This is a genomic window from Butyrivibrio sp. VCB2006, assembly GCF_000420945.1.
Taxonomy (GTDB): Bacteria; Bacillota; Clostridia; order Lachnospirales; family Lachnospiraceae; genus Butyrivibrio.
The window spans coordinates 103,780-116,880 of sequence record NZ_ATVX01000007.1; the positions used below are offsets into that span (position 1 = coordinate 103,780).

General features: G+C 42.8%; 9 protein-coding genes. 5 read left to right on the forward strand and 4 right to left on the reverse strand.

Going from position 1 to position 13,101, the window contains the following annotated elements; all coding sequences use genetic code 11:
• Positions 1-96: 96 nt before the first annotated feature.
• Complete coding sequence (locus tag G613_RS0108815; RefSeq protein ID WP_029232314.1) at positions 97-945, forward strand: ABC transporter ATP-binding protein; 849 nt, start codon at positions 97-99, stop codon at positions 943-945.
• 318 nt (positions 946-1,263) lie between these two features.
• Here G613_RS0108815 and G613_RS0108820 read toward each other — a convergent pair whose 3' ends face one another.
• Positions 1,264-1,800: a hypothetical protein gene (locus tag G613_RS0108820; RefSeq protein ID WP_029232315.1), complete on the reverse strand. Its 537-nt coding sequence runs from the start codon at positions 1,798-1,800 to the stop codon at positions 1,264-1,266.
• Between the two features lie 28 nt (positions 1,801-1,828).
• Positions 1,829-2,239 (reverse strand): DUF4430 domain-containing protein, encoded by a 411-nt coding sequence (locus G613_RS0108825; RefSeq protein ID WP_029232316.1) that lies wholly within the window; start codon positions 2,237-2,239, stop codon positions 1,829-1,831.
• Between the two features lie 191 nt (positions 2,240-2,430).
• Between G613_RS0108825 and G613_RS0108830 the strand changes: the two genes are divergently transcribed.
• The 3 genes from G613_RS0108830 (at position 2,431) to G613_RS0108840 (ending at position 7,914) form a co-directional block, all read left to right on the forward strand.
• Entirely contained in the window at positions 2,431-3,651 is a 1,221-nt protein-coding gene (locus tag G613_RS0108830) for an exonuclease SbcCD subunit D (RefSeq protein ID WP_029232317.1), read from the forward strand.
• A gap of 25 nt (positions 3,652-3,676) precedes the next feature.
• Entirely contained in the window at positions 3,677-6,448 is a 2,772-nt protein-coding gene (locus G613_RS0108835; RefSeq protein ID WP_029232318.1) for an AAA family ATPase, read from the forward strand.
• A gap of 110 nt (positions 6,449-6,558) precedes the next feature.
• Positions 6,559-7,914, forward strand: a complete 1,356-nt coding sequence (locus tag G613_RS0108840; protein WP_029232319.1) for an MATE family efflux transporter — start codon at positions 6,559-6,561, stop codon at positions 7,912-7,914.
• A gap of 61 nt (positions 7,915-7,975) precedes the next feature.
• Here G613_RS0108840 and G613_RS0108845 read toward each other — a convergent pair whose 3' ends face one another.
• Together G613_RS0108845 and G613_RS18605 are read right to left on the reverse strand one after the other, a co-directional pair.
• A complete protein-coding gene (locus G613_RS0108845; protein ID WP_029674733.1) occupies positions 7,976-9,760 on the reverse strand; it encodes an ABC transporter substrate-binding protein in 1,785 nt (594 codons plus the stop codon).
• Positions 9,757-11,172, reverse strand: coding sequence for a GGDEF domain-containing protein (locus G613_RS18605; RefSeq protein ID WP_051151052.1), 1,416 nt, complete (start codon positions 11,170-11,172; stop codon positions 9,757-9,759). Before G613_RS18605 ends, G613_RS0108845 begins: the two co-directional genes overlap by 4 nt.
• Positions 11,173-11,422: 250 nt before the next feature.
• Between G613_RS18605 and G613_RS0108855 the strand changes: the two genes are divergently transcribed.
• Positions 11,423-13,087, forward strand: a complete 1,665-nt coding sequence (locus G613_RS0108855; RefSeq protein WP_029232320.1) for a spermidine synthase — start codon at positions 11,423-11,425, stop codon at positions 13,085-13,087.
• Positions 13,088-13,101: the final 14 nt, after the last annotated feature.

Sequence of the window (13,101 nt, forward strand, 5' to 3'; positions counted from 1 at the left end):
CTATGAGCTTTTGCGTAGGTTAGAATTGTGTAGACATCGTTGTTTGGCGCATTTACTATGTGAAATGTGGCCTTTGCTCAAAAGGAGGAAATAGCCATGTGGATTGAGGACGAATACAAAGAAAGCAAAGATAATCCCTTACACAAGGAATTTGGGATATGGAGTAACACAAGATATATCATGGGGAAGATGCTTAAGTACAAGCCAGATGTAGTGGCTCTTGTACTTCTGGGGATGGTGTGCTCATCTGTTCTTTCCTATTTCTGGGGTATTTTTGGCAAATATGTAATTGATATTATTCAGATGGGACTTCCGGAAAAAGAGGCCTTGGAAGAACTTATCAAGATTGTCCTGGTGGCAGGAGTAATCGCATGCCTTTTGAATATAGGAAGCGTTTTGTCTGAATGTCTTGTCTGGTACAGATTTATATATGTTCGTATGCATATGATCACCGAGAGGATAGCAAGAGTTCTTTCACTTAAGTATGAACTAATAGAAAGATCTGACGTTCTTGATGTGGCAAGGCGTGCTGCTCAGGCGACAGGAGGCAACATGAATGGCGTCGAGGGAATGATGCGTTATATGCAGCAGCTTCTTACCAGTCTTTTTACCGTAGTTGTCACATTTGTGGCAGTTATGGTTCTGGACATCAGGCTCATTTTGGCAATGATAGTCCTATGCGTTATCCAGTTTCTGTATTATAGGAAAATAGTTGAGAAGGATAAAAAAGAGGTTTGGGATAAGCTCTCTGATTCCTGGAGAAAGACTGACTATATGGAAAGAGTGACCCAGTATTGTGACCATGCCAAGGAAATCAGGCTCTTTAATCTTGGGGAATTTCTTTCCAAAAAGCAGGAAGATACATACCAGGATAGAGAGGAAAAAATGGATCTTCATCATGAGCTTTGGATTAGTTTTATATGCGGCATTGGTGTTGCTATTTGACACTATAGAATCGTTTTTTGGGTGATTACGAGTGCTTTTTGGAATTGTTGGATTGGAGAAAAACACTAGAGATAGCAATTGTTTATTGCCCGAGTGTCAGTTGTTAGCTGGTTGGACACTAGAAAATAGAATTAAATAGCTGTCTAGTGTCTAGTAGACAAAAATGTAAGGGATTTGGCCAAGAATAGACACTAGAATGGGGGAACAGCCTCAATCCTAGTGTCGTGACAGTAAGAAGCAGCTTCTGACAGACACTAGAATTGAGACTTTATCTTACTACGAGTGTCGGTCAATGATTCATGAGCCGTAATTGCAGGCTTATTGCATAGCTGCTACTTGGATTTTCTTCATAGCAGTTCTGATTGGGTGATACAGAACCAGCATCAGGACAAAGTTTCCTGCGCAGTGTATCATATCCCAGGGAATTCCTGCAATCCACCAGGTGAAGCCGGAGCGAAGGCCACTCACAAAGTCTCCGCTGCTCCAACCAATGACGAAATAAGGAATTGAGCATAGTGCACCAAAGCAAAGGCCGAAGATCCCTGAGATGACGGCCCACATAATAGCGGACTCATTTTTCCTAAAGAGCCATGCAATCAGGACTAGCAGGGGCCATATGTACAAATACATGATCCACCACAGCTGCATGCCGTAGAGGGCACCTTCGATCAGGATAAATACAGGGACTACAAGGATGACCTTCCAGCCAAAAAACAGAGTGAACATTATAAGCCAGAAGCTTGTAAGCTCTATGTTAGGCAAAAAAGAAAGTGCAGCCTTGCAGACTTCTATGATGGCCACCATGAGGCCAATTAAGGCTATATCTTTAACTGTAAATTTACTTGAATTGTTCATAAATTCTATTTGTAATATCTTGGATCAATTACTTAGCGTACTCATAAGCCCATGTATACTTGTCGCCGTCTGTTACAGGCTGTGAATCAGCGCCATACTGGCCGTACTCGTCATTTACAAAAAGAGACCAATAAGCACCATCTGTGTTGTAATCGGCTACTTCACCGTTAATTGTGGAAACCATGATGCCGTACTCTGAATCAGTTCCGTCGTAGCTAAAGCCCTGAGCATTGAGCTCATCCATGGCCTGACGAAGGAATTCTGCATCTGTATCAAGCTGGTATTCTGTTGCTTCTCCGGCGCTGTTAAGTACCTCAACTGTAATGTGTTTAGCACCCTTTGTAGCCTTAGGTCCAAATGCAAACCAGCAAACAGAAAATACTGCTAATAAAGCTACCAGACAAACTACTCCAATTATGGTTTTCTTGTTGTTTTTCATAATAAATCTCCCTTTTTATCGATTATTGTTTTTCCGATGCCTAGTATAGCACATATTTAGTGGCTTTTGGAAAGAGATACGAGTAAATCCATAATGATTTCTTGGATATACATGTGGTTAAGTGTAAAATAATATAGTGTATGAAAAGAAGAAATTTAGTAGTATAAGCAAACGGGGAATTGGGGAATTCTATGAAATTAGTTCATTTATCTGACCTCCATCTTGGGAAAAGAGTTAACGAGTTTTCCATGATAGAGGATCAAAAGTATATCCTATTACAGATTATAAATATTCTTGATGAGATCAGACCAGATGGGGTGATCATTGCCGGAGACGTGTACGATAAGTCTGTGCCCAGCGAGGACGCAGTAAGGCTCTGGGATGGTTTTCTTAGTATGCTTGCTGACAGGAAACTTCAGGTCTATGCCATAAGCGGAAATCATGATTCTGCGGTGAGGTTTGCACAGAACTCACGAATTATAGATATGGCGGGAATACACTTATCGCCAGCCTATGACGGCAAAGTGAGTCATTTCACATGTGCGGACGAATACTCTGATAAATGCGGCGATGTGAATATCTACATGCTACCCTTTGTTAAGCCGGCTAATGTGAGGGCTTTCTACCCTGATGAAGAAATTACGGACTACACAGATGCTGTGAGGATAGCACTGACGCATCTGAGTTGCCGGAAAGATGTAGAAGTAGATACTGCTGCGGCGGAAGAGAATTCTGACATTAGTGGAAATACCGCAACAAACACATCAATAGATAGCACAAAGCGTAACATCCTCATTGCACATCAATTTGTAACAGGAGCTGAACGATGCGAATCTGAAGAAATCACAATCGGAGGCCTTGATAATGTGGATGCCTCTATATTTGACGACTTCGACTATGTGGCTCTTGGTCATATCCACGGTCCTCAGTTTGTAAAAAGAGAAACCATAAGATACAGTGGAACGCCTCTCAAATATTCTTTTTCCGAAAAGGATCATCACAAGTCAGTCACAGTGGTCACCGTAAAAGAAAAAGGTGACATTGAGATAGAAAAGATTCCTCTGACACCCAAGAGAGACCTTCGTCAGATCAAGGGAACTTATGAGGAACTCACTGATAAAAAGAACTACGAAAGCACCAACACAGAGGATTACATTCAGGCAATCCTTACTGACGAGGAGGATATTCCTGATGCTATCAGTAAGCTGAGGTTTATTTATCCTAACCTCATGAAGCTTAGCTATGACAACAAAAGAACCAGAGAAAACCGAATAGTAGAAGGTGCCTCTGATGTAGAGAGAAAATCTCCTGTAGAGCTTTTTGAGGAATTCTATGAGAAACAGAACAATCAGGAGATGTCTAAGGAGCAGAAAGAACTGGTTAAAGATCTTATTGAAGGAATATGGAACTGAGATGACATGAAGGACTAATGATGATATGAGACCTATATCTTTAACAATATCCGCCTTCGGCCCATATGCCGGAGAGATTAAATTGAATATGGAAGACTTGGGAGAGAAGGGGCTTTATCTGATTACCGGAGATACCGGCGCAGGAAAGACCACTATCTTTGATGCCATCTGTTTTGCCCTGTTTGGGGAAGCCAGTGGTGGCAGCAGGGAGACTTCTATGCTTCGCTCCAAATACGCGGATAGCGATACTCCGACCTTTGTTGAGATGTCCTTTACCCACGCGGGAAAAGAGTATTACATAAAAAGAAATCCCGAATATATGCGAAAGGCAAAGCGAGGCGACGGGGAGAAAAAAGAACTTCCAAATGCTGAGCTTCATATGCCGGACGGAAATGTAATCACTAAGGTAAGGGATGTAAACAGTGCAGTTGTTGAGCTTCTTGGAATAGACAGAGGGCAGTTTTCACAGATTGCAATGCTGGCGCAGGGGGACTTTTTGAAGCTCCTTTTGGCTGATACCAAGGAGAGACAGGAGATTTTCAGAAAGCTCTTTAAGACCAAGCCCTATCAGACTCTTCAGGACAGACTTGAGGAGGAGAGAAAGAAATGCTACGGAATCTGTCAGGATGCCAAGAAGAGCGTTAAGCAGTATATCTCAGGAATTGCCTGCCAGGAGACGGATGTTTTGTCTATAGAAGTGGACAAGGCAAAAGAAGGAGACATGTTTACGGAAGAAGTTCTGGACCTGATAGAAAAGCTTCTTTCTCAGGATATGGCTCTTCTTGGTAAGGCTAAGGAGCAGATTGAAACCCTTGATAAAGAGCTGGAAGTGGTTAACCAGAGCATTGGTAAGGCAACCCAAATCCAGAAGGCTACAGCTGACCTGGAAAAATTCACAGATGAGCTTGATGAGGCACAGCCAAGGCAGGAGCAGTTAAAAGAGGCTCTAGCAGAAGCGGAAAAAGAACTGCCTTCCAAGGAAGAGTATAGGAAAAAACAGGCTCAGATAGACGCAGAGCTTCCTATGTATCTTGAGTACGAAAAACTCATTAAGGAAGCAGCGAGATTAGACAGAGAAATTGAAGCGGAGGATTCTGACTCCAAGATGGCTTTTGAGAAGGCTAAGGCTCTCTTGGCGAATCAGGAAGAATTAAAAAAAGAGCTTACTACCTACGCAAATGCTGCCGCTGATAAGGAAAAGTATCTTGCCCAGGTGAAAGCTTTTGAGGATAAGTACGCCCGCCTTAAGGATATATCTGGTAAGATCGCTTCTCTTGAGAAGATGGAAAAAGAGCTGGATAGAGCCAGAGAGCAGTACCTGGAACTGGACAGAGAGTATCAGGAGAAAAATTCTCACTACGAGCATATCTTTAAGGCCTACAGAGACGGACAGGCAGGAGTTTTGGCGGCAACCCTGGAAGAGGGTAAGCCCTGCCCAGTGTGCGGAGCACTTTCACACCCAACTCCTGCAATTTCTGAAGGAGCGGTTCCTACAGATGCTGAGCTTAAGGAAGCTAAAGCTGCAGCTGAAAAGGCAAGAACAGCAGTTGAAAGCTCCAGTGTAAAGTGCGGAGAACTGGGTAGCGCTTTTGATGCCAACAAGAAAAATGTGGTGGAAGATTTGAGCTCTTTTGCCAAGGTGGAAGAGACTACGCCGGAGGCTATCAGGCAGGTAGCTGCTTCGCTTACAGATAGCGCAGAGACAGAACTTGAAGAGATTAATGCCAAGGTTAAAGAGGCAGATAAGCTCATAAAGAGAAAAGAAGAAATCGAGGGAATTCTTCCAAAGCTCGAGGCAGATATAGCCGCTGCCAAGGAAAAAGAAGCATCACTAAAAGAAAAACTGGCAGCAGATAAATCCGCAGTTGAAGCAGTTAGAAAACAAAGCACTGCTCTAAAAGAAAAGTTCGAGTTTGAAAGTAGGTCCGCCGCAGAAGCAGAGATTAAGGCTCTTAAAGAAAATGCAGACTCAATACAGGCCAATTACGATAAGGCCGACAAGGAATTCAAGGATCATCTTGAGCATATCAATCTCCTTAAGGGACAGATAAAGGGACTTAAAGAAACTCTGGATAAATCAGAAGAAATTCAGCTTGAGCAGGAACTCGATAAAAAGAGAAATCTGGAGAACCTTAGGTCTGAGCAAAACGATCTTTACACAGCAGCTAACTCTAGGATTGAAGCAAACGAAGCCGCAAGACTTGGAATAGATAAAAAGTGCAGCGAACTATCCGAGAATGAGAAAAGACTTTCATGGGTATCAGCTCTTGCGGACACAGCAAGCGGCAAGCTGTCAGGCAAAGAAAAGATCATGCTGGAAACTTATATCCAGACAACATACTTTGACAGAATAATTGCCAGAGCTAACCTTCGATTTATGAAGATGTCAGATGCTCAGTACGAGCTTAAACGTATGGAAGAAGCTGCAAATAACCGTGGTCAGAGCGGACTTGATCTTGGAGTCATCGACCACTACAATGGAAGCCAGCGTAGCGTCAAGACACTTTCCGGAGGAGAATCCTTTATGGCAGCTCTTTCTCTGGCACTGGGATTATCTGATGAAATCCAGTCCATGGCAGGTGGAATCCAGATTGATACCATGTTTGTGGATGAGGGCTTTGGAACCTTGGACAGCGATTCACTTGAGCTTGCATACAATGCCCTTGCAGGCCTTACAGAAGGAAATCGCCTTGTGGGAATTATCTCTCATGTCACAGAGCTCAAAGAGAAAATCGACAAGCAGATCGTTGTTACCAAGGAGAAGAGTGGCGGAAGTAAGGCGCAAATCATAGTTTGAAAATGAAAAATGCCAGATATTTATGAATCCAAAGGTGATTAGTATCTGGCATTTTTATCTTGTATGCAATACAATACATAGGAATATCGAAGTAGAAATGAGGATTATTCATGTCAGTAAAGAACAGAAGAGAATATATGACTAAGACTCCGGTGCCACAGCTTATTTTGACACTGTCAGTCCCAACCATCATCAGTATGATGGTCACAGCAATTTATAATACGGCAGACACGTTTTTTGTTGCAAGAGTATCAAGCGACCCCACAGTTAATACCTCAGCTACTGCAGCTGTTGGTCTGGTCTTCACAGTAATGGCTATTATTCAGGCCTTCGGATTCTTTTGCGGACACGGATCAGGAAACTATTTATCCAGAATGCTTGGGGCAGATAACCACAAGGAAGCGAACGAGATGGCTTCCACAGGTTTTGCTATGGCGATTATTCTTGGAGTAATATTTGCGGTTGTAGGAAATCTTCTTGTTAATCCTATTGCAGGCTTTCTTGGGAGAGGTGCCACAGATCTTACCTTGGAATTTACCAAGCAGTACATGAGAATTATCCTGATTGGTGCTCCCTTTATGATGGCCCAGTTTGTAATAAACAATCAGCTCAGATTCCAGGGAGCAGCGTACTACGCCATGATCGGACTTATGTGCGGCGCACTTATGAACATGGTTCTGGATCCACTTCTTATCCTTGGCTTCCACATGGGAGTAAGGGGCGCAGCCATTGCTACAGTAATGGGACAGATGACAAGTTTTTGCGTGCTTCTCATAGGAACAAGTAAGGGTGAGAACATCAAGCTTTCTCCAGCCAACGTTCATATAAATTGGCATTATATAAAAGAAATCGTAAATGGCGGAGCTCCATCATTGTTCAGACAGGGTCTTGCAGCAATTGCCACACTTATTCTTAATAATACAGCAGGCGGAATTGGCTCAGATGCTGCGATTGCAGGTATGAGTGTTGCGGGAAGAATCATGATGATGATGGCATCAGCTCTTATCGGATTTGGTCAGGGCTATCAGCCTGTATGTTCCTTTAACTATGGTGCTGGTCTTAAATCCAGAGTAAAAGAGGGCTTCACATTCTGCGTCAAGTATTCAACAATTGTACTTGTGGGAATCGGAGCAGTTTGCTTTATCTTTGCTCCTAACATTATTACTGCATTTTCCAAGGACCCGGCAGCAGTTCAGGTTGGAGTAGCAGCCCTGAGATTCCAGTGTTGCACACTTCCGTTATCAGGAGCAATTGTAATCAGTAACATGATGCTTCAGTCAATCGGTAAGGGAGTTAAGGCTTCCATTACAGCTTCCGCCCGAAATGGAATCTGCTTTATTCCTATGATTTTGATACTTCCGGCATTCCTTGGAATCACAGGAGTTGAGATGGCTCAGGCCTGCGCGGATGTGTTGTCACTATTTGTGGCAGTACCCATGGCCATGACAGAATTAAAAAAATTCTAAAATGATAAAGACCAGCAGAACAGATATCTGCTGGTCTTTTCTATGATTACGATAAATATGATCAGAACCCCGCAATCCACTCCCAGTAGGCTGCGTAGTACTCCTCCAGGTTCATGGATTTGTCGTGGATTTTTTTGAACTTATAGCGGTTACTTGCATATCCGTAGTGGGAATATTCTCCCTCGAATTCGTTCAATTTGCACATTTCATAGCCATCTCCATTCAGGATTGAAAATGGGATTACAATGGCATGATCAATTGCGTACTTTTCTGCACCGGCAAAGGCAGAATATCTTTTCTCAAAATCATTTGTTATGGCAGCTGCATCTTTTACCAGGGAATTCCAGCCCTGATTGAGCTTTTTAACTTCCTCATCTTCACATTTTTCCCAGAAGGTATAATTGCTGCCATCAACCAAAGGATCAGTCCAGGTCTGAGGATCATAGTAATCGGAACTGGTGCTGCACTTTGTAAGAGCAAACTTGCCGCTGTTTATAACTGACATTTCAAAGCCTGTGGAGCTTCCTGCCTCAACAATGACATCCACGAAGTTTCTACCAAGAGCAGCTTCAATCTGGACGGCTATTTTGTCGGCTTCAAGGCCCCAGCCTTCCACGGAAGGGTCATAGGGCATAAGGATTTTAATAGGGAAACTGCAGCCGGCTTCCCTTAGCTCTTTTCTTGCCATTTTCCTGTAATAGCTTGTAAGGGATAGGTTGTAACTGTCTCTTTCCGTAATTTCTTTTAACGAAGGAAGAGAAGCATAGTCTTGTCCATTTATATAAAGAGTTCCCGGAGGAGTTATGGTGTTGGAAAGAAGAAGAGTAGGCATGTATGGCTCATAGATTGACAAGAGAGTGACGCGATCTATGGAGTACATAATGGCTTTTCTGAAGTTCTCGTTGGCCACAGCCTTGGCCCAGTTCTCAGGTTCATATTTGGAGTCAAAACGCGGATAGAAATTAAAGGCATAGAAATTTGAGGCCGTATTATTTGGCCTTGTTCTGTGGATGTGATCTGAAATTTCAGGATCCTCCAGATATGTTTTTAATTTCTCTGAAGGCACAATTGCCCTGTCTATAGATCCGTTTAAATACATAGATGTGGAAACGTCAGTAGCATCATAATCAAAACGGTTTTCAATCCTGTCAATAAACACATTGTCTTTATCCCAATATGAAGGATTCTTTACCAGAATCTGCTGCTCAAAGGGCTGGAAATAGTGAAGGACATAGGCACCGTTGTATAAAAGATGTTTATAATCCTTGGCAAAAAGATTTCCTATTTTATCAAGATATGCCCGGCAAACAGGAAGGTAGCAGGAGTAGGACAGGAGACTTGTAAAAAATGGACAGGGCTCATTAAGGGTATATATAAGAGTCTTGTCGTCCTTGGCTTCTACGCTTGCTACAGAAACACTGCTGGTTTTGTCTGTCTTGGCATACTCATAGGCGCAAACCCAGTCATCTGCGGTGACGTCTGCGTAATACTCACCATTATAATCAACCCAGGTAATCCCATCTCTTAGGTGGAAGGTCCATTTTGTCAGATCATCACTACTCTCCCAGCTGCTGGCAAGCCCGGGGATTATGTTACCGTGATCATCATAGTCAACAAGGTCATCTATAACATTTACGCTTATAATCGAATCTACTATGGAGTCATCAGTGAGGTAATTAAGGCTGACTACCTCGGAGGCATACAGGGTTCTGTAAACTACGGCTCCGTCGGAGAATGCATCTTCCATAAGGTGGTGTTCAATGTCAGGAAGTGAGTACCCACATCCGGAAAGAAGTAGCATCAAGGATAAAATGCATGAAATTATAAGGCGATAAGTCTTTTTCATCCTCTCATCTCCTTTCCGATAGACTCGTAGTATAGACGCTTGTTTTCGTACATTTCCTCCTCTGCGGATTTGATGACGGTAAGAAGCTTTTTGTCAGGAGTTGCCATGGCAAGGCCGCAGGCAACGTGATAGCCCTGAGCTTCAATGTCAGCTACAACCTTAGCAAGGTCTTTTCTTACAAGGCTCTCATCTCTTTCATATCTGAAGGCTACGAACTCATCGCCGCCTATTCGATAGGTATTGTTTTCGCCAAATTCAGCCACAATGGAATTTGCCACAGCCTTGAGCATATTGTCTCCGGCAAGGTGGCCCTGAGTGTTATTGAGTTCGTGAAGGCCATTGACATCAAAATAAATGCAAGCGATACCGTCAGTACCCTGCTGAAGATGTGAGCAGAAGTACTCATAGCGGTTTCTGTTCTGAAGACCTGTAAGGGCATCCATATTGGCCCTTCGCTCAATACCCACAAGAGATCCGGTGGTGATATGTATGATGTAAATGAAGTAGATTACAAGGCCAATACCTGCAAGGAATAGGAATACATACAGATAAGTATGGATAGGCCTAACAGTAGCATATACGTCTTTCTCAGAAACGCTGAATATTATTTCCCAATTTTCTATGTTCATAGGAAGGAAACAGTAGTATTGATCCCTGCCGGTGGTGGCGTCTTTTCCTATGGCATAGCCACTCTGGCCTTTTCGTACAGCTTCGGTAAAAGAAATATCGGTAGAAATTGAATGTATATCTATATTTGCTTCTTCGATGGTTTGAAGTTCTCTGCTCTTGGTATCCATGATGATAACGCCGGTATCTTTTTCCACAACTGAAATTGTGGCATTGCCGTCGTATACTACAGGAACCCATGATCGCAGGATGACTTCAGGAGTTACAGTACCATAGATAAATGCAATGGTTTCACCTCTTCTGCGGATAGGGACGAAGATTCTAAGGTCATTTTCGTCAGGATCAGTCAAATCCGGTTGCAGGGTGGAGATATGTTCACCTTTATCTACTATGCTGTCAAAATCAAGCACTCCTGTGGCATCAATGTCACTGCCTGAAATTCGAACTACTTTATTTTCGGGGGTAAGAATAGCGATATCGGAAATATTAGACGTGATCTGTCCTGTGGTCATGTAAGAATTGGTCCTGAGGGAATGAAGGGAATCGTTGGAACTTGAGATAATACGTGCGGTCTGACGCAGCATATTTCTGGTTGCACGAAATTCACTCTCGATGGAGTCGAGAGTTTCCTGGGTGGCATTTTGAAGTTCCGAGTAAGTTCTCTGCCTTGTATAGCTTCTGATGTAGACGGTATAGAATAAAGATCCTATAACAGCAGCTATAATCAGAATTATTGTGGCTATAAGGCTACGAGTCCTAAATCTTTCCTGGGCTTTATTCCACATAATCCCAAAACGGTTTGAATCTGCGCGCGGCCTTGGATATCACTACTAAAAAAGCCGCACCGGGTGCACAGTATCACAGATAAATTGTAGCATTTAAAAATATCTTATTTATAAAAACAAACGAAAATAAATATATAATATTTCGCAAATTTATGATGCACCCCGGTTTTTGTGTGTCGCTGCGTCCAAAACACTGAGTGACTGTGATATACTCTGTTTAGAATGATTTTACGGAATATAGGGAGAAGGTATGGAAAAGAAAGCTATTTTGGGGAACAAGTTATTCTTGTATATGACTGAGTTTTTTGCCGGAATGTCGGTAATGGCGGTGGAACTTGGAGCAAGCAGGCTCTTAGCGCCGTATTTTAGCTCATCACAGATTGTATGGACTATTATTATCGGAACCATTATGATCGCCATGGCCCTTGGAAATATCTACGGCGGAAGGAAGGCAGATAAAGACCCTGATCCGGGAAAACTCTATGGAAGGATCATTATTGCAGCTTTGTGGATTGCGGCAATTCCGGTCCTTGGTAAATATATAATTCTTGGTATTTCGGCAGTTCTGATATTTGCAGTAAACAGCAATTTCCTTGTGATTGCAGCCTTTGCGGCCTGCATGATCGTTTTTGTATTTCCGCTTTTTCTTTTGGGAACCGTAACACCAAGTCTTGCCAAGTACACCACAGATTCCCTTGAGGATAACGGCAAGATAATCGGAACTCTTGGTGCCTTTAATACAATTGGTAGCATCATCGGAACCTTCATGCCTACTTTTGTGACAATCCCGGCCGTTGGAACAGCGGCTACATTCCTGATTTTCGCAGGAATTTTGCTAGCCTTGTCTATACTTTATTTTGTAAGTCCGGGTGGAAAGGCCCATACTGCAAGGATCATCTCCAGCGTCCTGATCTTTGCAATCTGCTGCGTCTTTGGTAACAGCGGAAGCTTTGCTTTTTGGGAAAAAGACCTCACCTTTGAAGGGGAGTCTGTGTATAACTATCTTCAGGTAAAAGAAACACCGAACCAGGTGATTCTTTCGACTAACGTTTTATTTGGTGTTCAGTCCGTTCTGGTAAAAGACGGATCTCTTACCGGAATGTACTATGACTATGCTCTTGCAGCGCCCTATATGGCCAGTGCCAAGATAAAGGAGCAGGTTGGAGAAAAGCCCTTGGATGTGCTGATCCTTGGTATGGGCTCAGGAACTTATGCAACCCAGCTTTCAAGATATTTTGACAATGTAAATGTGGAAGGTGTTGAGATAGACGATAAGATCACAGACCTGGCTCATAAATATTTCGAGCTTCCGGAGACAACCACAGTAACCACCTATGATGGCAGAGCATATCTTAATGCGATAGATAAAAAGTACGATGTTATCATGGTAGACGCCTATCAGGATATTACAATTCCTTTTCAGATGTCTTCAGCAGAGTTTTTTACCCAGGTAAAAGAGCACCTGACAGACCAGGGCGTCATGGTGGTTAATATGAACATGTACAGCGATGATGCGACGCTTTCAGAAGACTCAGAAGCTACAGCTTCACAGAAAGACGCATCAATCAACACCTACCTTGCAGATACCATTTCGTCTGTATTTGATCAGGTTATGATTGTTGATGTCCTCGGCTCAACTAACAAGGAGCTCTTTGCAACAAACGGAGATGACCTTAAGACCAGACTTGGAAATGACATTGTTTTTGAACAGAATGACAACCTGAAAGCCATGATGGATCATGTGGAAAAAAATCTTGTGCCTTACGTTTCCCAGGGCCATGTCCTTACTGATGACAAGGCTCCGGTTGAACTTCTTGGAATGAAACAGATTGACCTTATTATCAAGGACGAAGTAAGCTTTTATAAAGGAATCTATCAGGAAAAAGGTATTCAGGGACTACTGGAACTTTTGTAAGTGTAATGAGGAGA

Bases quoted from the DNA above. Each gene is read 5' to 3' on its own strand.
- G613_RS0108815 (WP_029232314.1), top strand. From the start codon at position 97: ATGTGGATTGAGGACGAATACAAAGAAAGCAAAGATAATCCCTTACAC.
- G613_RS0108820 (WP_029232315.1), bottom strand. From the start codon at position 1,800: ATGAACAATTCAAGTAAATTTACAGTTAAAGATATAGCCTTAATTGGC.
- G613_RS0108825 (WP_029232316.1), bottom strand. From the start codon at position 2,239: ATGAAAAACAACAAGAAAACCATAATTGGAGTAGTTTGTCTGGTAGCT.
- G613_RS0108830 (WP_029232317.1), top strand. From the start codon at position 2,431: ATGAAATTAGTTCATTTATCTGACCTCCATCTTGGGAAAAGAGTTAAC.
- G613_RS0108835 (WP_029232318.1), top strand. From the start codon at position 3,677: ATGAGACCTATATCTTTAACAATATCCGCCTTCGGCCCATATGCCGGA.
- G613_RS0108840 (WP_029232319.1), top strand. From the start codon at position 6,559: ATGTCAGTAAAGAACAGAAGAGAATATATGACTAAGACTCCGGTGCCA.
- G613_RS0108845 (WP_029674733.1), bottom strand. From the start codon at position 9,760: ATGAAAAAGACTTATCGCCTTATAATTTCATGCATTTTATCCTTGATG.
- G613_RS18605 (WP_051151052.1), bottom strand. From the start codon at position 11,172: ATGTGGAATAAAGCCCAGGAAAGATTTAGGACTCGTAGCCTTATAGCC.
- G613_RS0108855 (WP_029232320.1), top strand. From the start codon at position 11,423: ATGGAAAAGAAAGCTATTTTGGGGAACAAGTTATTCTTGTATATGACT.